The organism is Kerstersia sp. (genome assembly GCF_052103615.1).
Classification (GTDB): domain Bacteria; phylum Pseudomonadota; class Gammaproteobacteria; order Burkholderiales; family Burkholderiaceae_B; genus Kerstersia.
In genome coordinates this window covers 1-24,150 of record NZ_JBQEKA010000004.1, presented here as the reverse complement: position 1 = coordinate 24,150, position 24,150 = coordinate 1, and the positions used below count along the sequence as shown (strand labels likewise).

The following is a 24,150-nucleotide window of genomic DNA, read 5'->3' as shown; positions in this document are numbered from 1 at the left end:
GAGATGACTCACAGCTCAAGTTCCCTTCAGGCGCAAGCCGCCGCCGATCCGCTGGCGCACCCGGCGCAGGCGCCTTCGGTATATGAAGCGTTCGCGCGCACGGCAGCGCGCTGGCGGCAGCGGCCGTTTCTCTGTGTCTTGCCCGAAACTGCCGGTATCTACGGCGAACCGGCGGGTGAATGGACTTACGCGCAGGTTCTGGCCGAAGTCGATGCGCTGGCGCAGGCCTATGCCGGGGCAGGCTATGGCCACGGGCATCGCGTCGGTCTGCTGCTGGAAAACCGCCGCGTGTTTTTTTCGCACTGGTTTGCGCTGAACCGGCTGGGGGTATCGGTGGTGCCCATCAGCGCGGAGATGCGCGCTTCTGAACTGGAATACCTGATCGGCCATTCCGAATTGATTCTGGCGGTGTCCTTGCCGGGGCGCCATGCCGATTTGCTGGCCGCCGCGACACGGGCTGGCAGGCCGCTGGCCGTGATGACGGCAGACGAAACGCCGCCGGCCGCGCTGCTGCCAGCGCCTATGGCTGGCGAACCGGATCTGCGTACGGAATGCGCCTTGCTCTATACCTCGGGGACGACCGGGCGCCCGAAAGGCTGCATGCTGTCTAACCGCTATTTTCTGCGTGCCGGGCAATGGTATGCGGAGCTGGACGGGCTGGTCTCGCTGCGGCCGGGCGCCGAACGCATGCTCACGCCTTTGCCGCTTAATCATATGAATGCCATGGCCACTTCCGCCATGGCCATGGTGATGACGGGCGGCTGCCTGATTGCGCTGGATCGTTTTCATCCGCGCAGCTGGTGGCAAAGCGTGCGGGATTCGGCGGCGACGGTGGTGCATTACCTGGGGGTCATGCCCGCCATTCTGATGAAAGCGCAAGCAGAGGCCAACGATAGCCTGCATGCCGTGCGTTTCGGTTTTGGCGCGGGGGTGGACGGCAAATTGCATGCGCCTTTCGAAGCCCGTTTCGGTTTCCCGCTGCTGGAAGCCTGGGCCATGACGGAAACCGGCGCGGGCGCGGTGGTGATCGCCAACCACGACCCTCGGCATGTGGGCACGCATTGTTTCGGCAAGGAGGCCGCCGCGATGGAAGTGCGCCTGGTGGCCGATGACGGTAGCGAAGCGGCGCCGGGCATGCCGGGCGAACTGTGGGTGCGCAGCAGCGGGGCGGACCCGCGTGACGGTTTTTTCAGCGCCTATTGGAAAGACCCGCAAGCCACCGAGGAAGCCTGGCAGGGCGGGTGGTTTCATACGGGGGATATTGTCAGCCGCGGCGAAGACGGCCAGCTGCATTTTGTGGACCGCAAGAAAAATGTCATTCGCCGCAGCGGCGAGAACATATCCGCGGTGGATGTGGAAACCGTGTTGTTGCAGCATCTTGCGGTGAAATCCGTGGCGGTCGCCGCCGTGCCCGACGACGTGCGCGGCGATGAGGTGCTGGCGCTGGTCGTGCCGCATGCCATGGTGGAGGATGCGCCATCCCGCCAGACCGAGGCGATAGCGCTGGTGCAATGGGCGCTGGGGCAGATGGCGTATTACAAGGTGCCGGGCTATGTCGCCTGGGTGGATGCCTTGCCTCTGACAGCGACCAATAAAATCCAGCGCGGCGAAATCCGTGAACTGGCGCGCCAGTTGATGGCGCAAGCCGGGGCGGTGACGGATACGCGCGCCATGAAAAAACGCCAGGAGGCCGCATGACGGCGGCCGCAGCAGCTCAGCCGGGCGCAGGCGCAGGCGGGCGCGCGCGGGGCTATGAGGGCGTGGCGGTCGTCATGCCCGTCACCATTCCCTACCAGCGATTCTCGGCCCAGACTGCGCATTGGTGGCTGGGGCAGGCCTTGCGGCAATTGGTGCAAGGGGCGGGCCTGGATAAAAACGAGGTCGATGGCCTGTGCGTATCGAGTTTCACGCTGGGCAGCGATACGGCCGTCGGGCTGGTGCAGCATTTCGGTTTGTCGCCGCGTTTTCTGGAGCACATTCCCATGGGGGGCGCCAGCGGTGTGGTGGCTTTGCGGCGCGCGGCACGCGCTGTTCAGGCCGGGGACGCGGACATCGTGGCCTGCATCGCGGGAGATTCGAATCAGGCCGGTTCATTTCAGGAAACCATCAGCCAGTTCTCGCGTTTCAGCCAGGATGCCGTACTGCCTTATGGGGCGGGCGGCCCCAATGCCAGTTTTGCTTTGCTGACGGATTACTACATGCGCCGCTATGGCGCCACACGCGCCGATTTCGGCAAGCTGTGCGTGGCCCAGCGTGATAACGCCTTGCGCAATCCGCATGCGCTGATGAAAAAACCGTTGAGCCTGCAACAGTATCTGGATGCCCGCCCGATTGCCGAACCGATTCATTTATTCGATTGCGTGATGCCTTGCGCCGGTGCGGAAGGCTATCTGGTGATGAGCGCCGACCGTGCCAGACAGCTGGGCTTGCCGGCAGTGCGTGTCCTGGCGACACAGGAACGCCACAACGCCTTTCCGCAAGACGATATCCAGTACCGGGGCGGCTGGGCGATGGACTGCGACGCCTTTTATGCGCAAGCCGGTCTGGGGCCGGAGGACGCGGACTTTTTCGAGGCCTATGACGACTACCCGGTCATCAATTTTCTGCAGCTGGAAGACCTGGGCTTTTGCGCCAAAGGCGAAGCGGCGGCCTTTGTGCGGCAGCATGATTTTACCCTGACGGGCTCGCTGCCTTTCAATACCTCCGGCGGCCAGTTGTCGGCGGGGCAGGCCGGGGCGGCAGGGGGGTATCTCGGTTTGGTGCAGGCCTTGCGGCAGCTCACCGGCCAGGCGGGCCCCATGCAGGTGGCGGGCGCACAGGTCGGGCTTGTTTCCGGTTTCGGCATGATCAATTACGACCGGGGGCTGTGTACCGCAGCCGCCATGCTGCAAAAGGAGGCGTCATGAGCCATGACGAAAAAGCCGCAGCGGCTGCCGAGCGTTGGCCGCAAGCGCCCCTGAATTTGCCTGCCGATCAACTGCCGCCGCAGTTGCGCAGCGCGGCCGGGCAGATTTTGTCCGGCGCGACCGGCTTGGGGCGTTTGCGCCTGCAGGTGTGCCAAGGGTGCGGGCAGGTGCAGTATCCGCCGCGCGATGTCTGTGTGGCCTGCCTGGACGGTGAGCTTGATTGGCAGGAGGTGGCCGCGGGCGCGCGGCTGGTGTCCAGTACGACGCTGCATCACAGTCATTTTCCGTATTTCCAGGCCCGGCTGCCATGGCGCATTGCCATGGTCAGGCTGGATTGCGGCCCGGCTGCCGTCGTGCATTTGCATGAAGCTTGCCGCGGCGAACCAGGCGAGCGCCTGCACGTCGTGTTGCGGCGTGATGGCGCTGGCATGGGCGTGCTGTTCGGGCAAGCCGAATCCACGGCTGCCAATAAGGATGAATCATGAGTGAACCCAATATCGCAGTCGTGACCGGCGGCAGTGCCGGGATCGGGGCAGAGATCTGCCGCCAGATGCTGGATGCCGGCTATGAGGTCATTTCGCTGGCCCGCCGGGCGCCGGACTGGAGCCATGCGCGTTTGCGCAGTGTGCAGGTCGATTTGCTGGATGCGGGCGCGACCCGGCAGGCGGCGCAGGAAATCGCGGGCCAGCATGCCGTGACGCATTTCGTGCATAACGCCGGGGTGATCTGGCCCAAGTTGCTGGGCGAGGTGACGCAAGAGGAATTGCAGGGCCTGACCCAGCTGCATCTGGGGGCCGCCATCGACATCATGCAGGCGGTTTTGCCTGGCATGCGTGAGCGCGGCTGGGGGCGTGTGGTGCTGATGTCTTCACGCGGCGCGCTGGGCCTGCAAACGCGCACGGCGTATTCCGCCACCAAGGCCGGCATGATAGGCATGGCCAGAACCTGGGCGCTGGAATTGGCGGGGCAGGGCATTACGGTGAACGTGGTGGCGCCCGGCCCGGTACAGACGGATATGTTCCACGATGTCGTGGAAGCAGGCAGTGAGCGCGAACGCAAGATTGCCGCGTCCATCCCGGTGCAGCGCCTGGGGCGGGCGGATGATGTGGCGCGCGCCGTCATGTTTTTCGGTGACCGGGCCAATGGCTTTGTGACCGGGCAGGTGTTGTATGTCTGTGGCGGGGCCAGTGTTGGCACGCTGGTGATTTGAGCTGGGCAGTCGCAATAAAAAAAGCTGGCGCCGCGTTTGAGAAGTTCGCCCCAGGGCGGGCTATCTCAGGCGGGCCTGGCATGAAAAACAAGACAAAGCGGCCGGACCGCGCCAGATAGCGCACGGCCGGCGCAGGAGACAAAGGAGTTTCCATGCAAGACAATGACTTGCCCGTGGTGGCCGTCGCCTGTTCCAGCGGGCCGGCCAGGATTCTGGAGGCCATTCTGGATTGGGTGGCGGGCGCGCTGCTGTTCATCATGATGATGGTGACCACCGTGGATGTGATAGGCCGCTATTTCTTTCATTCCCCGCTGCATGGGGCGTATGAAAGTAATGAACTGCTGCTGGGAGTATTGGTGTTTACCGCGTTGCCGCGCGTCAGCTGGCACGGCACGCACCTGACGGTATCCATGGTGGACAGCCTTTTTTCCTCGCATGGGCGCCGGATCAAACAGGGTGTGATGGATTGGGTGTCTGGCGGCATCCTGGCCGTGCTGGCCTGGCAGCTCTACCTGCATGCCAATGGCATGGCCGAATTTGGCGACCGCAGCAATGCGCTGGATTTCCCGCTGGCGCCGCTGGCCTGGCTGATTGCCGCCCTGACGGCGCTGGCAGCCTGCGCAGCCTTGCTGCGGCCGTTCTTCTTCCGCCTGGCGGCGCCCGATACTCACAAGGGAGCCTGAGATGCTCATATCCCTGCTCGGCCTGCTGGCCCTGTTGATTTGCCTGTTCATCGGCTTGCCTATTGCCTGGGGCATGCTGCTGGTGGGTGTGGTTGGTTTCAGTTTCTTTTCCGGGATGGAGGCGGCGCTCGCCATGGCAGCGCAACTCAGTTTCGATACCGTCATGAGCTACAGCTTTACGGTGTTGCCGCTGTTCATCCTGATGGGCAATCTGGTCAATGCGTCCGGTTTGTCCAATGATCTGTACCGCGCGGCCTATGCCTTCATCGGCCACTTCCGCGGCGGCCTGGCGATGGCGACCATTCTGGCCTGCGGCGCGTTCAGCGCGCTGTGCGGTTCCAGCATGGCTACCGCAGCCGCCATGGGGCGCGTGGCCATGCCAGCGATGCGGCGCTACCAGTACGATGACCGCCTGGCCACAGGCAGTATTGCGGCCGGCGGCACGCTGGGCATCTTGATTCCGCCCAGCGTCATGATGGTGGTTTACGGCATCCTGACCGATACCGACATCGGCAAGCTGTTTGCGGCTGGCTTTCTGCCCGGCATCCTGGCCATCCTGATGTATCTGCTCACCATTGTCATCATCACCGCCATCAATCCGGCGCTGGGCAAGCCTGGCGAGCGGACATCATGGCGCGAGCGCCTGTCGGCCGCCAAAGGCGTCATCACGATTACGGTGCTGTTCGTCGGCATCATGGGCGGTATCTATGGCGGGGTCTTTACCCCCACCGAAGCGGCAGGCATCGGGGCATTCGGCACCTTTCTGATGACGCTGTACCGCCGGGGCTGGAAGCCGCGCCTGTACCTGACCGTGCTGATCGAAGCGGCCCAGACCACGGCAGTCATGTTCGCGCTGGTCATCGGTGCGCTGGCGTTCAACAACTTCCTGAATGTCGCGGGCCTGCCTGCCGGTTTGCAAGGCTGGGTGCAAGGCATGGATGTGCCGCCGCTGGTGGTGATTTTGGCGATCTGCCTGATCTATCTGGTGCTGGGCTGCTTCCTGGAAACCATGTCCATGGTGTTGCTGACCGTGCCGATATTTTTTCCTGTCGTCGCAGGCCTGGGCTACGACCTGATCTGGTTCGGCATCGTGGTGGTGGTGGCCGCTGAAATCAGCCTGATTACGCCGCCCCTGGGCCTGAACCTGTTCATGATCAAGAACATCATGCCGGAGATTGGTCTGGGCACGCTGATACGCGGCGCCATTCCTTTTGTCCTGACAGACATCACGCGCCTGCTGATCCTGATTCTGCTGCCCTGGATCATCATGGTCTTGCCCAACAGCATGGGGTGAGCGCCTGCGTGTTCATTGCCGTCCGTTTTTGTTTCTGCATGCGTACGCATGCATCCTTCCCCCTCTGGAGAAAGCCATGAAGCTATCCAAAATCCTCTGTCTGGGCGCGGTGTCACTGGCCGCCGCCGTCGTTCCGCTGCGCGGCGCGCTTGCCCAGGAAGTCCTGCGCTTTTCCAACTGGCTGCCGCCTACCCATTACATCGTGCAGGAAATGCTGATTCCTTGGGCTGCCGATGTCGAGCAGGCCACGGAAGGGCGGGTCAAGGTGGAATTCATCAATGCGCTGGGCAAACCGCCAGCGCACCTGGATCTGGTGCGCAACGGCGTGGCGGATATGGGCATGTCGGTGCATAGCTACACGGCCAACCGCTTTCCGCTGATCGAGTTTGCCGAGCTGCCGCTGACCACTGAAGACGGTGAAGTGAACTCGGTCGCGTATTGGCGGACCTACGACAAATTCATGAAGGACGCGGGGGAGCACCGGGGCGTCAAATTGCTGGGCTTATGGACCAGCCCGGCGACGGTGATTTTCACCACCAAGGATTCGCTCGACGGCCTGGACTCCCTGACAGGCCTGAAACTGCGTTCCCCCAGCCCCCTGTTCGATACCATCGGCCAGAAGCTGAACTTCGTGACGGTGAATGCGCCGGCCTCGGAAAGCTATGAAATGCTGTCGCGCGGGGTGATTGACGGGATGTACTTCCAGTACGATCAGATCGAAAATTTCAAACTGGACCGCCTGACGCGCAGCGCTTTGCAGGCGCCCGGCGGCTTTGGCAAAAGCAGCCAGTACATGTTCATGAACGAGCGCAAGTGGAACCGTCTGTCTGAGGCTGACCGCGCCGCTATCGAAAAACTGTCGGGCGAACATATCGCCAGGGCATTTGGCGGCAAGTGGAATGAATCCGAGCAGCAAGCCATCAAGCGCCTGACCGATGCCGGGCTGAAAACCACCAAGCTGGAAGGGGCTGAACTGGAAACGCTGCGTGAACGCCTGCAATCCATTGAAGATGACTGGATTGCCACGGCCGAGAAAAAGGGCGTGGATGGCAAGGCGGCGCTGCAATACTACCGTGAGCAGATCGCCGAGCTGGAAAAAGAAAAAGCAGGTTCCTGATCCTGGCCACGGGCCTGAGCGCAGCGCGCCCGGGCCCGCCAAAATTGCGGTTCAGCAAAGCTGCCGGCATGACACATGCCGGCAGCTTTTTTTATTGCCTGTGACGGCGCGGCCGGATCAGAGCGGCGCGCGGTCCAGCAATGACAGGGTCTGGTCAACGGCGAAAATCTTGGCATTGATCTGCGCAATACCGAAGGACGCTAGCCTGGCGCGATGCATCTCCAAATAGGCCTGCGCCGTCGCCTGGCTATCGAACAGATAAATACCGCCAGCTTCCCCGGTGTCTTCATTGGCGGTCCAGATTTTCCAGATCAGGCCGGGCTCCGTGGCGATGGAACGCGCCAGGTCAGCCATGGCAGTGGTCATGGCAGCGCCCCAGGGGCCGGGATAGGGGAAATCGACTTGCAGAAGATAAGGCATGGTTGGCTCCGTTGCCAGAACAAAAAAGTACCGCTGTGCCGGGTGACGCGATGGATCTTTGCATCATAGCGGTTGCGGCGCGTTCCGCGCTGCCCGCGCGGGGGATGGACGCGCTATGCAGGACGGCTGACATACCGGTTTGCCGGATGGGGTTGCGCCAAAGAAATGGCAATAAAGATTGGCTGAATGAGGATTCTTTATTGTTGCAACAATTGATGCGGTCTGAATGGAGGCCGGCGGAAATAGAACGCTGAATACATGGCGGTAATTATAAATTTTGGTCTCCCTGACTTCAGGCTTGCCAAGCAGGTCATTCATATCCATGAGACCCATTGCCATTCTTCAGCATGAATCTACTCAAGGCCCTGGCCGGTTGCGGGATTATCTTGAGGAAAATGATATGCCTTACCGGATTATTTTCCCGGAGACCGAAAGAAATTTCTCTTTCCGCGCCCGGGGATTCCGCGGCGTGGTCGTGCTGGGCAGCGATCATTGCGCCAATGAATCATTGCCCTGGATTCTTCAGGAACAGTCTTTTCTGCAAGATGCTCTCTGCCGGGATATACCCATTCTGGGACATTGTTTCGGCGCGCAACTAATGGCCAAGGCCATGGGGGCGGGCGTCAGAAAAAATACCTGCCCCAATATCGGCTGGGGGGAGGTGTGGATCAGCCAGTCCGCGCAGCAGGCCATGGGCTTGCCGCCGCAGGCCGTCTTGTTTCACTGGCATTACGACACCTTCGATATTCCCCGGGGCGCCGTGCGGACCATGATGGGCAGCCATTGCCGCAACAAGGGTTTCCGCCAGGCACGGCATTGGGCGTTTCAGGGGCACCTGGAGGTCACACAGGAAGGGATTTCCAACTGGTGCCGCGCGGGCAGGCAGGAGCTATTGCGCGCGGGCGGCCCGGCAGCGCAGAGCGAAACCCGCATCCTGGCAGAGCTTGCCAGGCATTTGCCTGCTTTGCACCGCATCGCATACCGCACTTATCAGGCCTGGACCCGCCAGCTGGATCGGCCGCTGTTTTTTGCTGGCGGAGCGCCAGCATGGCCGGCCGGGTGTTGGCAGCCGGCTTAATGCCACGGGGCGGAAAAGTATTTTCCATATGCCGTCTTTATGGCTTCCCCGCAAAACACTGCCCCGATTTTATATCGAAAATCCTAGAATTTTTCTGGCCGGCTGGTGGGTTTGCCGGTGTGCCGGTATTGAGCGAATTGAAATATTAAAGGAATCAATATGCACGGATCCTGGGTGGCAATTCTGGCGGCGGCGGTTTCCGCGGGATTGTTTGTTTATCTTTTTTATGCATTGATTCGGGCCGAAAAATTCTGAGTTGGCCGGAATGTGCGCCATTAATGAGGTGGGGCAATGGATGATGTTCTTTTTATCGCAGTGGTTATTGTGTTCTTTGTGCTGGCCGTCGGCGTGGCGGCAGGTATTGATAAAATCTGATAGGTATCGGCATGTTTGACGATCTGATGCAATTCGTCGCTGTCCTCGCCGTCATGGGATGCCTGATGGTCATGCTGGGCAAATGGATAGCCCGTATTTTTACCCGTCCCGGCCATGGCTTGCTGGAGCGCGGGACATACCGGCTGCTGGGCATCCGCCCTGACGAAAAAATGTCCTGGAAGCGCTACGGCATCGTGCTGCTGCTCAGCAACGCGGCCATGTTGTTGCTGGGCTACGCGGTCTTGCGCCTGCAGGGCGGGCTGCTGCTGGATCCGCTGGGGAGGGCGGCGCAAACGCCGGATCTGGCCTTCAATACGGCGGTGTCGTTCACCACCAATACGAACTGGCAGGCCTATTCGGGCGAATCCAGTCTATCGAATGTGTCGCAGATGGCTGCCATCACCTTCCTGATGTGCATCAGCGCGACAACCGGCTTGGCGGCGGCTGGCGGCTTCATGCGCGGGCTATGCCGCAGGAACGCGCAGGATATCGGCAATTACTGGGTGGATTTCACCCGCGTGCTGTATCGCCTGCTGCTGCCAGCCAGTTTCCTGATGGCGCTGGTGTATGTCTGGCAGGGCATGCCGCAGACGCTGGATGCCGACGTCATCGTGACGACGCTGGAAGGGGTCAGGCAGCAGATTATTCTGGGCCCGGTTGCCAGTTTTGAGACGATCAAGCACTTGGGCACGAACGGCGGCGGCTTTTTCGGCATGAATGCCGCCCATCCGTTTGAAAACCCCACGCCGCTCACCAATACGCTGCACATGCTCAGCATGCTGCTGGTGCCTGCCTCACTGACTTACGCTTTTGGCACCATGCTGGCGGACAAAAAGCAGGGCTGGGCATTTTTTGCGGCCTTTTTGCTGATGTTCGCGGGCTTTCTGTCGCTGATCTACAGCGCGGAACAGGCGGGCAATCCGCTGCTGGCGCCGCTGGGGGTAGATCAGGCACCGGGCCTGGCGCAGGGCGGCGGCAATATGGAAGGCAAGGAATTGCGCTTTGGTATTGCCCAGACCAGCCTGTTTGCCACCGTGACCACGGCGGCCACGACAGGATCGGTGGATGCCATGCATGCTTCCCTGACGCCCCTGGGCGGACTGGTGCCTATGGCGCAGATGATGCTGAACAACGTTTTTGGCGGGATAGGGGTGGGGTTTATCAACCTGATCAGCTACGCCATTCTCACGGTCTTCCTGGTCGGCATGATGATAGGGCGCACCCCCGAGTTTCTGGGGAAAAAGGTCGAAGCGCGTGAAATGAAGTACGTGATGCTGGCGCTGCTGGCGCATGCCTTCAGCATCCTGGGTTTCACGGCGCTGGCCACGCTGATGCCCGATACCCTGGGCAGTCTGTCCAACCGGGGGCCGCATGGCTTTAGCGAGGTGTTGTACGCCTATACCTCCGGGACGGCCAATAACGGCTCCGCCTTTGCTGGCTTCAATGCCAATACGCCGTTCTTCAATCTGACCATTGGCCTGGCCATGCTGGCGGGGCGCTATCTGACCTTATTGCCCATGCTGGCCGTGGCCGGCGGGCTGGCGGCCAAGAACGCGGTGCCTGCCGGGCCGGGCACGCTCTCGACGGCCACGCCGCTCTTCACTGGCCTGCTGATTTTCGTGGTGCTGGTGGTGGGCGGGCTGACTTTCCTGCCCGCACTGGCCTTGGGCCCGATCGTCGAGCACCTGCTCATGCTCGCAGGCGCCACATTCTGAGAGGATGAATCTCATGCAATCTTTCGCTACCCCTGCGCAAGCAGCGGAAACCTTGCCGCAGCCTTTGTTTAAGGGGCTGATCCGGCCTGTGCTGTGTTCGGCGGTTTTTTTCATGCTGTTGACCGGCATCGCCTATCCGCTGGCTACCACTGGCGTTGCCAATGCGCTATTTCCCGAGCAGGCCCAGGGCAGCCTGATACACGCCAAGGGCATGGCCGTTGGCTCGCGCCAGATCGGGCAGCTGTTTACACAGGCGCGTTATTTCCATGGCCGCCCCAGCGCAACACTGGGCGCCGACCCCGAAAATCCGGCGCAGACGGTCGCGCAGCCGTATAACGCGGCTGCCAGTGGGGCCAGCAATCAGGGGGCGCTCAGCCAGCAGTTGCTGGCGGATGTGGCCGCGCGCAGTGCCGCGTACCGCAGCGCCAACGGTGTCAGCGCGCAGACACCTGTGCCGGTGGATGCGGTGACGGCCTCGGCCTCCGGGCTGGATCCGCATATCTCGCTTGCCAATGCGCGCTTGCAGGCCGAGCGGGTCGCCCGGGCGCGCGGCTTGCCGCCAGAACGCGTCCTGCAATGGCTGACGCAGCACACCGAGGCACGTCAATTCGGTTTGCTGGGCGAGCCCCGTGTCAATGTGCTGGAACTCAATCTCGCGCTAGATGCCGCCGGTCTGGCCGGGCACGCGGCGCAATCGTCCAGGGAGTGAAAAATGGTATCCATGGAAACTCAGGCGCCGCCCTCTGAAACGGGCCGTGCTGCTTGCCAATCAATGCCGTGGGCAGCGGTGCTGCTCGCGTCCTTCAGGAAGTTGTCGCCGCGGGCGCAGATCCGGAACCCGGTTATGTTCGTGGTGTATCTCGGCAGCCTGCTCACGACCGTGCTGGGCGTTCAGGCGCTGGCCGGGCAGGGGGAAGCACCCGCCGGGTTTATCTGGGCCATTTGCGCCTGGCTCTGGTTCACGGTTTTGTTCGCCAATGCGGCTGAAGCCCTGGCCGAAGGGCGCGGCAAAGCCCAGGCCGATGCGCTGCGCGCCACCCGCCAGCGGGTGATGGCGCAGGTGCTGAAAACGCCGGAACGCGGCAGTGCGCCGCGCCCGGTGCCTAGCGACGAGCTGGCCGTGGGCAACTATGTCCAGGTGGAGGCAGGGGAAATCATTCCTGCCGATGGTGAGGTTCTGCAAGGCGCGGCCTCAGTGGACGAGTCGGCGATTACCGGGGAATCGGCGCCGGTGATCCGTGAAGCTGGCGGTGATTTCTGTTCCGTGACCGGAGGCACGCGTGTGCTGTCCGATTGGATCGTGATGCGGGTCACGGCCAGGCCAGGCGAAGCTTTTCTGGATCGCATGATTGCCATGGTGGAAGGGGCCAAGCGGGGCAAGACGCCCAATGAAATCGCCTTGAATATTTTGCTGGTGGCCCTGACCCTGATGTTTTTGCTGGTGTGCGTGACGTTGCTGCCGTTCTCGCAATTTGCGGCCGTCATGACAGGGGCCGGGCTGCCTGTCACCATCACGGTGCTGATTGCCTTGCTGGTTTGCCTGATTCCCACCACCATCGGCGCCTTGATGTCAGCCGTCGGGGTAGCCGGCATGAGCCGCATGATGCAGGCCAATGTGCTGGCGACGTCCGGCCGCGCCATCGAGGCCGCAGGCGACGTCGATGTGCTGCTGCTGGACAAGACCGGCACCATCACACTGGGCAACCGCGAAGCGGCGGCTTTTCTGCCGGCGCCGCAGGTCAGCGAGCTGGCGCTGGCCGATGCTGCGCAATTGGCGTCGCTGGCGGACGAAACTCCCGAGGGCCGCTCCATTGCCGTGCTGGCCAAACAGCAATTCAATTTGCGCGGGCGCGCGCTGCAAGGCGCCGAAACCCTGGCCTTCAGCGCTCATACCCGCATGAGCGGCATCAATATCGCCGGGCGTCAGATTCGCAAAGGGGCGGCCAGCGCCATTCGGGCTCATGTCGAGGCCTTGGGCGGGGTCTTTCCCCGTGAACTGGCCGCCCAGGTGGAAGCCGTCGCGCGCCGTGGCAGCACGCCGCTGGTTGTGGCGGACGGCAAGCAGGTGCTGGGTATCGTGGAACTGAAGGATATCGTCAAGGGCGGCATCAAGGAGCGCTTTGCTGAGCTGCGCGGCATGGGCATCAAGACTGTGATGATCACGGGTGATAACGCTTTGACGGCCGCAGCCATCGCGGCGGAAGCCGGGGTGGATGACTATCTGGCCGAAGCGACGCCCGAAGACAAGCTGCGGCTGATCCGCCAATACCAAAGTGAGGGCAGGCTGGTTGCCATGACCGGTGACGGCACCAATGATGCGCCGGCGCTGGCGCAGGCCGATGTGGCCGTCGCGATGAACAGCGGCACGCAGGCGGCCAAGGAAGCCGGCAATATGGTGGATCTGGACAGCAACCCGACCAAACTGCTGCGGGTGGTGGAGGTTGGCAAACAGATGATCATGACGCGTGGCGCATTGACGACGTTCAGCGTGGCCAATGATCTGGCCAAGTACTTCGCCATCATTCCGGCCGCTTTCGTGGCCACCTATCCGGCCCTGGATGCCTTGAATATCATGCATCTGCACAGCCCGGGTTCGGCCATTCTGGCAGCGGTCATCTTCAATGCGCTAGTGGTGATTGCCTTGATTCCGCTGGCCTTGAAAGGGGTGCGCTACCGCGCGGAACCAGCCAGCCGCCTGTTAAAGCGGAATCTGCTGATTTATGGCCTGGGAGGCTTGATTGCGCCTTTTATCGGGATCAAACTGATCGACCTGGCCCTGATTCCGTTTTTCTGACGCTGGATACCGGCAGGCATGCTGGTATCCGGCACGGCACATCGCATTGCGAGGTAAAGAATGACAGAGGATCGCCCTGATCCCGACGAACTGCTGCAGCGTCTCGAAGACGGCTTGCAGCGGTCCCGGCGGGGACAGCTCAAGATATTCTTTGGCGCATGCGCCGGGGTGGGTAAAACCTGTGCCATGTTGCAGGCGGCGCATCAGGCGCAGGCTGAAGGCGTGGCAGTGGCGATCGGGATTGTGGAAACGCATGGCCGGCAGGAAACGCTGGCGCTGACCGAAGGCCTGCCCGCCTTGCCGCGCAAGACGCAGCGGCATCATGGCCGCAGCATGACGGAGTTCGACCTGGAAGGCGCGCTGGCTTCTGGCTGCCAACTGCTGATCGTGGATGAACTGGCGCATTCCAACCTCCAGGGCAGCCGGCATGCCAAACGCTGGCAGGATGTCGAAGAATTGCTGGATGCGGGGATAGATGTCTATACCGCGCTCAATGTGCAGCATCTCGATAGCCTGAATGATGTGGTGGGCGGGATTGTCGGCGTGCGAGTGCGCGAAACCGTCCCCAACCGGATTTTCGACCGTGCAGCCGATGTGGTACTGGTGGATTTGCCGCCTGACGACTTGCTGGCGCGCCTGCGTGCTGGCAAAGTCTATCTGCCGCCCTCGGCGGCGCAGGCGCGCCAGAATTTCTTCCGGCGCGGCAATCTGATTGCCTTGCGTGAATTGGCCCTGCGGCGCATGGCCGACCGGGTGAATGCCGATGTGCATGTTTACCGGATTTCCCATGCCATCCGGCGTGTCTGGCCTACCCGCGAGTTACTGATGATTTGCGTGAGCGCTGACGCTGCCCAGGAAGCCCTGATTCGTGAAGGGGCCAGATTGGCGCAGCAGCTGCAGGCACCCTGGATCGTGCTGCATGTGGATTTGCCGCATGAACAGGGCAATTTCAAGGCGCAGGAGGCCTTGCTGCGGCTGGCAGCCAGTGCCCAGCATGTCGGGGCGGAGTTCGTCAATATTGCCGGGCAGGACGTCGGGCAAATGATTCTTGGCTATGCCCGGCAGCGCAATGTCACCAAATTGCTGATGGGCAATAGAGGCAATCGCGCTGCCTGGATGCCGCTGCCTTTCCGGCGCCGCTGGGCGGAACGCGTGGCGCGCGAAAACCCTGAAATGGGCATCATGCTGGTGCGTATCGAAGCTGCCCGGCCCGGCGGTTGGGCTGGCTGGTGGGCTGGCGGTGGGGCTGGCGGTGGGGCTGGCCGTGGGGCTGCTGGGGTTGCTGGGGCTGCTGGGGCGTCAGACGGGCGGCGCGGAGCGCCTGGGCATCCGCCAGGGCCGGCGCTGGCTTTGGCGCTGGCAACCCTGGCATGTGTCGCCACCACGGCGCTTGCCAGCCAGCTGCTGCGCTTTTTCGATCTTTCCAACGTCGTGATGCTGTTCCTGATGACCGTCGTGGCCATTGCGCTGAGGCTGGGGCGGCTGGCGGGCGCCTGGGCGTCGCTGTTGTCGGTGGGGTGCTTTACCTTCTTTTTCGTCGAGCCGCGTTTTTCGTTTTCGATCCGGGATACCCAATATTTCTTTACCTCGGGCCTGATGCTGGCCGCTGCCCTGATCATCGGGCAACTGGCCGCCAAGCTCAAGGCAGAAGCCCGGAGCGCCAGGGATGGCGAACGCCGGGCAGCGGCGCTGGTGCGTGTCACGCGGGGACTGGCCGGGGCCATTGCCGTCGAGCAGGTCGCCGATGTGTGCCGCGAAACCATTGCGCCCTTGTTTGAAACGCAACTGGCCTTGATCTTGCCCGATCCCGCCGGCCGTCTGTTTTCGGCCTGGCATGCGGGGTTTGCCGAATTGTCCGTGGCCCAGTGGGCGTTTGAGCACGAAGAGCCAGCGGGCTATGGCACCCAGACCCTGAATGGGGCGCAGGCCTTGTACCTGCCGCTGAAAGGCCCGATGGCGCCGCGCGGGGTCCTGGCGGTGCTGCCAGGCTCACCGGCTTTGGCGGCGACCCCCGCCAGCCGGCGCCTGCTGGATGCCTGCTGCTTTGCCATCGGGCAAGCGCTGGAGCGCATTCACTTCGTTGAAGTGGCTCAGGACACCATCGTTCGTATGGAAGGCGAGAAAATGCGCAATACCTTGCTCTCGGCGGTTTCGCATGATTTGAAAACGCCGTTGACAGCCATACGGGGCCTGGCGGAAACGCTGGAACACCCTGATGGCTTGTCGGCTCAGGAGCAAGCCGATATTGCCTGCGCCATACGCGTCGAATCCGATGAGTTGCGCCGTCTGGTCGGCAGTCTGCTGGATCTGGCCAGGATTCAAAGCGAAGGGGTCAGGCTGCAAAAAGAATGGCACGCCTTGGCTGAAATCGTCGCCAGCGCCTTGGCGCGGGCGGCTGCGTCTTTGGGCGGCCGGCGCCTGGTCACGGACTTGCCGCCCGATTTGCCGCTGGTGGAAGTCGATGCCTTGCTGCTGGAACGCGTCCTGGCCAATCTGCTGGATAACGCCCTTAAATACAGCGGGCCCGACAGCACGATTACGATTCGTGCCATGAGCGCAGGCGCATTCATGTACCTGCTGGTGAGCGACGACGGGCCGGGTTTGCCGCCGGGGGATCCGGAAAAACTGTTTGGCTGGTTTACCCGGGGGCAAAAAGAATCGTCCATTGCCGGTGTCGGCCTGGGGCTGGGCCTGTGCCGCGCTATTGTGGCGGCGCATGGCGGTACGATCAGCGCCAAGCCGGGGCATTCCCGGGGCGCGACCTTCGAAATCCGTTTGCCCTTGCATGCTGCGCCTGCCGTGGATGCCGAGGAGGTAAAAACATGAGCCGGAACAAAATATTGATTGTTGAAGACGAATCGAACATTCGGCGATTTGTCCGGATCGCGCTGGAACAAGAAGGCATGAGCGCCTTTGAAGCCACGACGGGCACGCAGGCCCGCATGGAAGCGGTGACGCGCCGTCCCGATCTGATTATTGTAGATCTGGGCCTGCCGGATGAAGATGGCAAGGATCTGATCCGGGAATTGCGGGGCTGGATGTTCGCGCCGATTCTTGTACTGTCGGCCCGCGAGCGTGAAGAAGAGAAAGTTGAAGCGCTTAACGCTGGGGCGGATGACTATCTGGTCAAGCCATTCGGCGTGCCGGAATTGATGGCCAGGATTCGGGCCTTGCTGCGCCGCTCCCAGGTGGTGGCCAATACCGAGGCGGCTTCATCGAAAGTCCGTTTCGGTGATGTCACGGTGGATTTGGCCACGCACGAGGTGGCCAGGGCAGGGCAGCCGGTTCATTTGACGCCGATTGAGTTCCGGCTGCTGACGGCATTGATACGCGGTCATGGAAAAGTGTTGACGCACCAGCAGCTATTGCATGAAACCTGGGGCGCTTCCTACTCGGACCGGCCGCATTATCTGCGGGTCTATATGATGCAGCTGAGGCAGAAACTGGAGCAGGATGTGTCGCAGCCCAGGTATTTGCTGACGGAATTGCAGGTAGGGTATCGCCTGTCCGGTTTATCCATAGAGGGGCATCAGGGGTGAGCAGGCGCTAGCCCGCTAGCTTGCTCACCCGCCCGCTCACGGCTAGCCTGCCCAGTTGTCGTAGCGTTCCAGGCAGCGCACCAGATGGGCGGCCCATTCGGTGGCCGGGGCGTCCAGGTGCAGCGCTTGCCCGGCGCGGACGATGGCGCCGTTGATGGCTTCGATTTCGGTTGGGCGCCGGTTGAACACATCTGTGGCCATGGACGGAATATGGCCGCGGGTTTTCTCGGCCACATGCAGCACATGCTGCAAAGCAGCCTGCCGGGAGATATTCAGGCCTTTGGCATTGGCGATGTCGGCTGTCTCGAACACAATGCGTTCCAGCATTTGCCGGGTGCCCGGATGATCGACCACATGGCCGACGTTTTGCCGGGTGATGGCGCACAGGCTGTTGAGCGAGGCATTGACCAGCAGCTTCATCCAGACTTCGCGTTCGACCTGATCGGAAATGAGGGTATGCAGGCCGCTCTGGTTCATCAGCGCGCACAGTTCCTGCAAGCGGGCGTCCGGCTGGTGATTGAGCGGCCACATGGCCGTATGCAGCCTCAGGTCGCAGGTGACATGGATATGGCCGGGGCCGGCCAGGTCGCTGGTCAAGGTGCTGAAGCCCTGAGCAATTTGGGACGGAGCCAGCAGCTCGCGCATGAGCTCGATATTGCCCAGGCCGTTTTGCAGGCTGATGACCTGCGTGTCTGGCGTAATGGCGCTTTGCAGGCCGTCGAGCAGCGCCGCGCGGGTGTGCGGCGATTTGACGAACAGGATGACGGCATCCATGGCAGGCAGCGACGCGGCGTCGCTGGTGGCCGTCACCTGCGCGACTTCGTCGCCTGTGTCAAAGCTCATGCGCAGCCCGCGGGACTGGATCGCGGCGACATGGGCCTGATTGAGGTCATAGAGGATGGGCTGGCAGGTGCGGGCCAGCATGCCCCCGAAGAGGCTGCCCATCGCACCGGCACCGATAATGGCGATTTTCATGAGCGCTTCCCGCTAGTTGATGAGGTTGGGCAGGCCGGTCGCGATGCCGGGAATCAGGAATACGCTGGCAAGAATCACCAGTTCTATCACCAGGAAGGGAACGGCGGCACCATAAATCTGCGGCAGCCGGATAGACGGCGGCACGACGCTTTGCATGACGATCAGCAACAGACCAAAGGGGGGTGTCAGCAAGCCGATTTCCAGTGCGATCAGAATCATCACGCCCAGCCAGACCGTATCCACGCCGGCGGCCAGCGCCAGCGGCATGAAGAAGGGCAGGGTAATCATCATCATGCTGATCTGGTCGAGCACCATGCCGATCACCAGCAGCACCAGCAGCATGCAGATCACCAGGATGGCGGGCGGCAGGTTCATATCCTTGATCAGGCTGAGAAAACCGGTGCTGGCGCCGGAAAAGCTCAGCAACTGCGCAAAGGTCGTGGACGCTGCCAGGATGAACAGAATCACGACCGACACTTTGGCCGTTTCAATCAGGCTCTTCCAGAGCGCTTTCAGGGAAAAAGCGCGATAGCAGAATGTGGCCAGGACGGAAGCCAGCACGCCGATGGCGGCGGATTCCGTGGGCGATGCCCAGCCGGCCAGCATGGAGCCGACCACCGCAATAAAGATGCCCAGCAGCGGCAGCACATTCTTGACGAACGGCAGCCATTTTTCCATGCCGGACAGCGGCGTGCCGTCTGTTTCCGAGGCCGGTGCATCTTGCGGGCGCAGGCGGCTGCGGATAATGACATAGCCCAGAAAGCCGATAGCCATCAGCATGCCCGGCAAAATGCCGCCGATCAGCAGGCGTTCAATGGAAATACCGGCCAGGCTGCCCAGCATCACGGCCAGCGCCGAAGGGGGGATTAGCATGGCAATGCCGCCTACCGCCATGATAGGCCCCATGGACATGGTCGGGTGGTAACCGCGCCGCATCATTTCCGGCATCATCACGCCGCCCATCATGGCCGTATTGGCGATGGAGGAGCCAGACAGCGTGGCAAAGGTGGTGCCGCCCAGAATGCTGACAATGGATAGCTTGCCAGGCACTTTATCTATGGCTTTTTCAATCGAATCTATAGCCTTGAAGGCCAGCCCGGTATGGAACAGCACTTCCCCCATGAGCACGAACAGCGGAATGGGGGTTAGCGAAAAACTGATCAGCGAAGAGGTGGTGTTGCGCACCCATTGCCCCAGGCCGATCTCGCCGCCCAGGAAGGTGAAGGCGCCAATCAGGTTGACGGCCAGGAACGAAAAGACCACCGGTGTGCCGATAGCCATGAAGAAGAACAGGGTGCCCAGCATGAGGGCCAGTGCGTAGTACCAGTCCATGATTAGTTTCCTTGGTGGCGCAGTGCTTGCAGGGACAGGTAAAGACGGCGCAGAAACTCGATGCAGAGCAGGCTGGCGCCGAACATCAGCGGCAGGTTCAGCCACCACTCGGGGAACACGATTTCCTTGAAGACCAGGCTGCCTTGCGCGGCGGCATCCATGGCGACCAGCAGCGATTGCCAGGCCAGCACGGCGCAGACAATGACACCGACCAGATCGCAAATCACTTCACACAGTTGTGCCGTCAGGCGCGGCAGCTTGGTGACCAGCACGTCGATGCGGATATGCCCGCCCTGGTACAACAGCCAGGGGGCGGCCACAAAGGTGGCGATCATCAGCATGTATTCGGAAATTTCCACGCTGGAGGGCAGCCAGCTCAGGCCCAGGTTGCGCAGAATCACATCGCAACCGATCAGCAGGGCCATCAGGCCAAAGGTCAGGGCGCCAACGGCGCCGCAGGCCGACATGAGCAGCAGGTAGGCATGGGCCAGGGGCGAGCGCGGCCGCTCCTGGCTGGCTGTGGCAGGGGTATGCATGGGATGCCTTTCGGAAAAGTCCGGACGCCAGGGCAGCGTCCGGAGAGAGGGGGGCAGCGGGTGGCGGGCGCTTCAGGCTCAGGGCTGGGCGTCGCCGTGGCCGAACAGGCGTTCGATTTCCGCGGCGTGGCGTGAGCCGGTCTTGGCAATGCCATCCCAGCCGGCCTGATAGGCCACGGCCCGCATGGCCTGGGCTTCAGCTTCAGGCAGCGCGAGGGTTTGCACGCCTGCCTGGGCCTGGCGTTCCTTTTCCTTGACTGCCAGCGCCAGGTCTTCCTTGTTCAGGGATTCGGCCCATTCCACTTTTTCTTTCAAAAAGGCCTTCTGCGCGTCGTCGAGCTTGTCCCAGCTTTTCTGATTCATGAACAGGCTGACTTCGACGTTATAGAAGCCCGGCTCGACCCGGTATTTGGTTTTTTCCTGCCAGCCCAGATCCAGCACGCCGACCGAAGGCCAGCCGTAGCCGTCCACCACGCCGCGTTCCAGGGCGGTATAGACTTCGCCCGGCGGAATTTGCAGCGCCGAGGCATTCACGGCACGGAAAAAGGCCAGGTAGGTCGGTACGCTGCGCAGCTTCAGGCCTTTCAGATCCTGCACGCTATTGACCGGCTTGTTGCTGTAGATGTGATATTGCAGGCCATCGGTCAGGCGGCCCAGCCAGAGCATATTGGCTTTTTCGCGGTGAATCTGATCCATCAAGGCATGGCCGCCATTGGCCCGCAATTCCTGGATGGGCTTATCGGTCAGCGTCATCGCCAGGGCTTCCGGCACCATATTGGCGTGGAACACGGCGGAACTGTTGGCCAGGTCCACGACGCCCGCGCGCACGGCATTGCCGACTTCGAAGGTCGGAATGGCTTCCGGGCCGCCAATCATCTGGATTTGCAGAATGCCCTTGCCATCTTCGTTGACCTTATCGACGAAGACTTTGAAGCGGTCAGTGAAAAAGGTATCGGTATTGAAAGCGCTGACGGCTTTCAGTGTGGTTTCTGCGGCTTGAATCGCCAGAGAGTGACAGGCCAGCACAGTGGCCGCCAGGGTAAGGGCAAGGTGTTTTTTGCTCATGGTGCAAGTTCCGAGAAAACCGCATGGGGAAGCTGAATGACGCCTGCCTGGACACCGGATTTTCCCAGGGCAGATGCCAGCGATGGATTTAATTCCATATTGAATATTTTATTTATCAACATATCAATTTGGGGATGATGGGAAACCATTACGCGTATGCCCTGATGGCGCGGGCCTCGCGGCGGATCCGCATCCCCTTGGCGGGACGGGGTTTTCCCTCGAAAGCCGATTTCCTTGCGCGAATTGGATGACAGCTGCAAAAAGTGGATAGCTGTGGCCAGGGGGCTTTTCTAGCATTGCCGCCATCGGCCTGGAAAAACAGGCGCAGCCGTTGCCCGACATTGGGGCGGCGCAGGCCGGAGCCCGCCATCAGCCGGGCGCGCCATGCAGGCAGTGGCATCAGCCGCAGCCAAAGACAACAACCGGAGACAAGAAGCATGCGGAATAAAGGAAAACAGGCAAGGCTGCGGCTGGCCACGCTGGGGCTGCTCTGTGGCGCCCTGGCAGGGGGCGCGGCCAATGCCACGGAAGGGGGCGGCCTGCCCGTCTATGCCGATGGGCTGGAGAACTTCATGTCGGGGGCCTTGCCGCCGCCTGGCGTGCATTTCCTGGCCTATGCCGGCGCGCTGCACTACAACAAGGTGCGCAATGCGTCGGGCGACCAGATCCCCATCCCGGGTTTCAAGGTCAACGTCGGGGTGGTCGCGCCGCGCCTGGTCTGGGTCACGGAGCAGCAGGTGCTGGGCGGGCAGCTGGCCTTCCATGCCATTGCGCCCTTGCTGACGGTCAAGGCGGAAGCCATGGGCCAGAGCCAGCGCAAGAGCGGCCTGGGCGATATTGTCTTCGGGCCGGCGCTGGGCTATCACCCAAGCGCGAGCATGCACTATGTGCTGGGCCTGGATGTGTACGCGCCGACCGGGCGCTACCGCCAGGACGATTCAGCCAACCTGGGCCGCAACTACTGGGCGTTCCAGCCCGTCGCGGCCTTCAGCTACATGCCTGCCTCCGGTTTGAACGTCGATGCCAAGTTCATGTTCGATATCAACCGGAAAAATAGCGATACCGATACCCGTTCGGGCAATGCGCTGCACGTGGATTATGCCGTCGGCTGGGGCTGGGGCAATGGCCTGGTCACCGGCATAGGCGGCTTCATGTTCCGCCAGATTGGCGAAGACCATGGCCCGAACGCCGGGCCAGGCAAGGCGCGCGCCTTTGCCATCGGCCCTAGCCTGCGGTATGCCAATGACAAGGGCTTCATGATTACTGCCAAATGGCAGACCGAAATGGGGGTGCGCAGCCGTCCGGAAGGCAGCGCCTTCCTGGTCAAGGCCTCTTTGCCATTCTGATTGATGAGCGCTGTTTGACGCAGACGACGCAGGCCTTTCCGGCCTGCGTTTTTTTTGGGCAATGACCCTGCGCCGGCCTTAAGGGTTTGCCCTGAAAACGCAGGCAGGACGTCAATTTCCTGCACGAAACGGATGCTGGCTGCACAGGGTGGATAGCAGTGTTGGCGGCGCGCTTCTAGCATGGAAAGCATGGATAGCGAGGCGCCTTGACACCCTGGTCGCCAGCGGCGCAACAGCACAAAAAAGGAGCGGGACATGAAAGGTTTGCAAGACAAGGTGTATCTGGTCACAGGCGGCGCGACGCGCATAGGCGCAGGCGTGGCCGATGTATTGCGGGGCTATGGCGCGCGCGTGGCGATTTTCGACATCGACGCGGAAGGCGGACGCCGGGCAGCGGGCGATGACGCCAAGCGTGCCGTGTTCCATCAGGTGGACATTACCGATGATGCGGCGCTGCAGGCAGCCATCGAAGCCGTCGCCAGCCACTTCGGCCGCATTGATGGCCTCGTGAACCTGGCCTGCACGTATCTGGATGACGGCCCGGGGTCGGGCCGCGCTGATTGGCTGCAGGCATTGAATGTCAACGTGGTCAGCGCCATTCAGGCAGCGCTTGCGGTGCGGCCCCATCTGTTGCGCCAGCAGGGCGGCGCGATTGTGAACTTCACCTCCATTTCGTCCAAGGCGGCGCAGACCGGCCGCTGGTTGTACCCCGTGTCCAAGGCAGCCTTGCTGCAAGCCACGCGCAATATGGCGCTGGATTTCGCTGCGGACGGCATACGCGTGAACTCGGTTTCGCCGGGCTGGATCTGGTCGCGCGTGATGGATGAGCTGAGCGGTGGCGACCGCGCCAAAACGGATCGCGTGGCAGCGCCGTTCCACATGCTGGGCCGGGTCGGCAACCCGGCGGAAGTGGGTGAGGTCGTGGCATTCCTGCTGTCGGATGCCGCGTCTTTTGTGACCGGGGCGGATTACGCCGTGGATGGCGGCTATTCCGCCATGGGGCCGGAACAGGGCAAACCGGCGATTCCGCTGCTGGCGGGGTGATTGCCTGGCGCTGGCCGGGCGGACAGAGGCAGGGCATGTCCGGCACGGCGCCGTTTTTCATGGATAGAGCCCGCTCAGCCGGACAGGTTTCCGGCAGGCCGGAAAAAAATAAAATATCAGGAGAAGACAATGCGCAAGATTGCAATTATCGGTGGCGGCCAGGCAGGGATGCCGGTTGCGTTCGGGCTGCTGCAACGTGGCTACGAGGTATCGGTCTATACCAACCGCACGCCGGATGACATCCGCCACGGACGAGTGATGTCCAGCCAGTGCATGTTTGCCAATGCGCTGGATGTGGAAGCCGGGCTGGACATAGACCATTGGGCCAAGGACTGTCCGCCGGTCGAGGGCATCGGTTTTGCGTTGCCCGACCCCGAGCACCCCGGCCGCAAGGCTGTGGATTGGAGCGCCCGGCTGGACCGTGTCGCGCAGGCGGTGGATCAGCGCGTGAAAATGCCGGCCTGGCTAGAGGAATTTGCCAAGCTTGGCGGCAATCTGGTCATTGAAGATGTTGGCGTGGCGGAACTGGACCGCATCAGCGCGGAACATGACCTGACCATTCTGGCGGCAGGCAAGGGCGAGGTAGTCAAGCTGTTTGAACGCGATGCCGCCCGTTCGCCTTACGACAAGCCCCAGCGTGCCCTGGCCCTGACCTATGTGCATGGCCTGGCGCCCACGCCGGAATATTCGCGTGTTTCCTTCAACTTCGTGCCGGGTGTGG

Annotated in this window: 22 protein-coding genes; 17 read left to right on the top strand and 5 right to left on the bottom strand. The window is 61.9% G+C overall.

All coding sequences use genetic code 11. From position 1 onward, the window contains the following. Positions 1–3: 3 nt before the first annotated feature. The 7 genes from ACTJGZ_RS01995 to ACTJGZ_RS01965 all read left to right on the top strand — a co-directional run bounded on the left by ACTJGZ_RS01995 (position 4) and on the right by ACTJGZ_RS01965 (position 7,210). Complete coding sequence (locus ACTJGZ_RS01995; protein ID WP_441661288.1) at positions 4–1,698, top strand: AMP-binding protein; 1,695 nt, start codon at positions 4–6, stop codon at positions 1,696–1,698. Next, positions 1,695–2,906, top strand: a complete 1,212-nt coding sequence (locus ACTJGZ_RS01990; RefSeq protein ID WP_441661287.1) for a thiolase family protein — start codon at positions 1,695–1,697, stop codon at positions 2,904–2,906. Before ACTJGZ_RS01995 ends, ACTJGZ_RS01990 begins: the two co-directional genes overlap by 4 nt. Continuing rightward, positions 2,903–3,391, top strand: a complete 489-nt coding sequence (locus tag ACTJGZ_RS01985) for a Zn-ribbon domain-containing OB-fold protein (RefSeq protein ID WP_441661286.1) — start codon at positions 2,903–2,905, stop codon at positions 3,389–3,391. Before ACTJGZ_RS01990 ends, ACTJGZ_RS01985 begins: the two co-directional genes overlap by 4 nt. Next, complete coding sequence (locus ACTJGZ_RS01980) at positions 3,388–4,116, top strand: SDR family oxidoreductase (RefSeq protein ID WP_441661285.1); 729 nt, start codon at positions 3,388–3,390, stop codon at positions 4,114–4,116. Before ACTJGZ_RS01985 ends, ACTJGZ_RS01980 begins: the two co-directional genes overlap by 4 nt. A gap of 152 nt (positions 4,117–4,268) precedes the next feature. Next, the gene (locus ACTJGZ_RS01975; RefSeq protein ID WP_441661284.1) at positions 4,269–4,799 is read left to right on the top strand and encodes a TRAP transporter small permease; all 531 of its coding nucleotides are present in this window, start codon (positions 4,269–4,271) and stop codon (positions 4,797–4,799) included. A 1-nt stretch (position 4,800) separates the two neighbouring features. After that, positions 4,801–6,093 (top strand): TRAP transporter large permease, encoded by a 1,293-nt coding sequence (locus tag ACTJGZ_RS01970; RefSeq protein WP_441661283.1) that lies wholly within the window; start codon positions 4,801–4,803, stop codon positions 6,091–6,093. A gap of 76 nt (positions 6,094–6,169) precedes the next feature. Next, positions 6,170–7,210 carry a TRAP transporter substrate-binding protein gene (locus ACTJGZ_RS01965; RefSeq protein ID WP_441661282.1) on the top strand — a complete coding sequence of 347 codons (1,041 nt, stop codon included), beginning with the start codon at positions 6,170–6,172 and terminating at the stop codon, positions 7,208–7,210. A 117-nt stretch (positions 7,211–7,327) separates the two neighbouring features. Here the strand turns inward: ACTJGZ_RS01965 and ACTJGZ_RS01960 are convergent, their stop codons facing one another. Beyond that, positions 7,328–7,630 (bottom strand): monooxygenase, encoded by a 303-nt coding sequence (locus ACTJGZ_RS01960; RefSeq protein WP_441661281.1) that lies wholly within the window; start codon positions 7,628–7,630, stop codon positions 7,328–7,330. Positions 7,631–7,952: 322 nt separating this feature from the next. Between ACTJGZ_RS01960 and ACTJGZ_RS01955 the strand changes: the two genes are divergently transcribed. The 7 genes from ACTJGZ_RS01955 to ACTJGZ_RS01925 all read left to right on the top strand — a co-directional run bounded on the left by ACTJGZ_RS01955 (position 7,953) and on the right by ACTJGZ_RS01925 (position 17,131). Next, entirely contained in the window at positions 7,953–8,708 is a 756-nt protein-coding gene (locus ACTJGZ_RS01955; protein ID WP_441661280.1) for a type 1 glutamine amidotransferase, read from the top strand. A gap of 159 nt (positions 8,709–8,867) precedes the next feature. Further along, positions 8,868–8,963 (top strand): K(+)-transporting ATPase subunit F, encoded by a 96-nt coding sequence (gene kdpF, locus ACTJGZ_RS01950; protein ID WP_441661279.1) that lies wholly within the window; start codon positions 8,868–8,870, stop codon positions 8,961–8,963. Positions 8,964–9,094: 131 nt separating this feature from the next. Then, a complete protein-coding gene (gene kdpA / locus ACTJGZ_RS01945) occupies positions 9,095–10,798 on the top strand; it encodes a potassium-transporting ATPase subunit KdpA (RefSeq protein WP_441661278.1) in 1,704 nt (567 codons plus the stop codon). A 13-nt stretch (positions 10,799–10,811) separates the two neighbouring features. Next, the gene (gene kdpC / locus ACTJGZ_RS01940; protein WP_441661277.1) at positions 10,812–11,507 is read left to right on the top strand and encodes a potassium-transporting ATPase subunit KdpC; all 696 of its coding nucleotides are present in this window, start codon (positions 10,812–10,814) and stop codon (positions 11,505–11,507) included. Between the two features lie 63 nt (positions 11,508–11,570). After that, positions 11,571–13,592 (top strand): potassium-transporting ATPase subunit KdpB, encoded by a 2,022-nt coding sequence (gene kdpB / locus ACTJGZ_RS01935; RefSeq protein WP_441661359.1) that lies wholly within the window; start codon positions 11,571–11,573, stop codon positions 13,590–13,592. A gap of 60 nt (positions 13,593–13,652) precedes the next feature. Further along, complete coding sequence (locus ACTJGZ_RS01930; RefSeq protein ID WP_441661276.1) at positions 13,653–16,418, top strand: DUF4118 domain-containing protein; 2,766 nt, start codon at positions 13,653–13,655, stop codon at positions 16,416–16,418. After that, positions 16,415–17,131 carry a response regulator gene (locus tag ACTJGZ_RS01925; protein WP_441661275.1) on the top strand — a complete coding sequence of 239 codons (717 nt, stop codon included), beginning with the start codon at positions 16,415–16,417 and terminating at the stop codon, positions 17,129–17,131. Before ACTJGZ_RS01930 ends, ACTJGZ_RS01925 begins: the two co-directional genes overlap by 4 nt. Before the next feature lie 42 nt (positions 17,132–17,173). Here ACTJGZ_RS01925 and ACTJGZ_RS01920 read toward each other — a convergent pair whose 3' ends face one another. From ACTJGZ_RS01920 to dctP, 4 genes are all read right to left on the bottom strand, one after another. Beyond that, entirely contained in the window at positions 17,174–18,106 is a 933-nt protein-coding gene (locus ACTJGZ_RS01920) for a ketopantoate reductase family protein (protein ID WP_441661274.1), read from the bottom strand. 12 nt (positions 18,107–18,118) lie between these two features. Beyond that, positions 18,119–19,438 carry a TRAP transporter large permease gene (locus tag ACTJGZ_RS01915; RefSeq protein ID WP_441661273.1) on the bottom strand — a complete coding sequence of 440 codons (1,320 nt, stop codon included), beginning with the start codon at positions 19,436–19,438 and terminating at the stop codon, positions 18,119–18,121. Positions 19,439–19,440: 2 nt separating this feature from the next. Further along, positions 19,441–19,974 carry a TRAP transporter small permease gene (locus ACTJGZ_RS01910; RefSeq protein WP_441661272.1) on the bottom strand — a complete coding sequence of 178 codons (534 nt, stop codon included), beginning with the start codon at positions 19,972–19,974 and terminating at the stop codon, positions 19,441–19,443. A 78-nt stretch (positions 19,975–20,052) separates the two neighbouring features. Further along, a complete protein-coding gene (gene dctP, locus ACTJGZ_RS01905; RefSeq protein WP_441661271.1) occupies positions 20,053–21,039 on the bottom strand; it encodes a TRAP transporter substrate-binding protein DctP in 987 nt (328 codons plus the stop codon). A gap of 437 nt (positions 21,040–21,476) precedes the next feature. Here dctP and ACTJGZ_RS01900 point away from each other — a divergent pair, with 437 nt between their 5' ends. The 3 genes from ACTJGZ_RS01900 to ACTJGZ_RS01890 form a co-directional block, all read left to right on the top strand. Then, positions 21,477–22,385: a SphA family protein gene (locus ACTJGZ_RS01900; RefSeq protein ID WP_441661270.1), complete on the top strand. Its 909-nt coding sequence runs from the start codon at positions 21,477–21,479 to the stop codon at positions 22,383–22,385. A gap of 255 nt (positions 22,386–22,640) precedes the next feature. Further along, positions 22,641–23,429 (top strand): SDR family oxidoreductase, encoded by a 789-nt coding sequence (locus ACTJGZ_RS01895; protein ID WP_441661269.1) that lies wholly within the window; start codon positions 22,641–22,643, stop codon positions 23,427–23,429. 129 nt (positions 23,430–23,558) lie between these two features. Beyond that, positions 23,559–24,150 (top strand): styrene monooxygenase/indole monooxygenase family protein (locus ACTJGZ_RS01890; protein ID WP_441661268.1); only part of this gene is annotated, 592 nt, incomplete at its 3' end.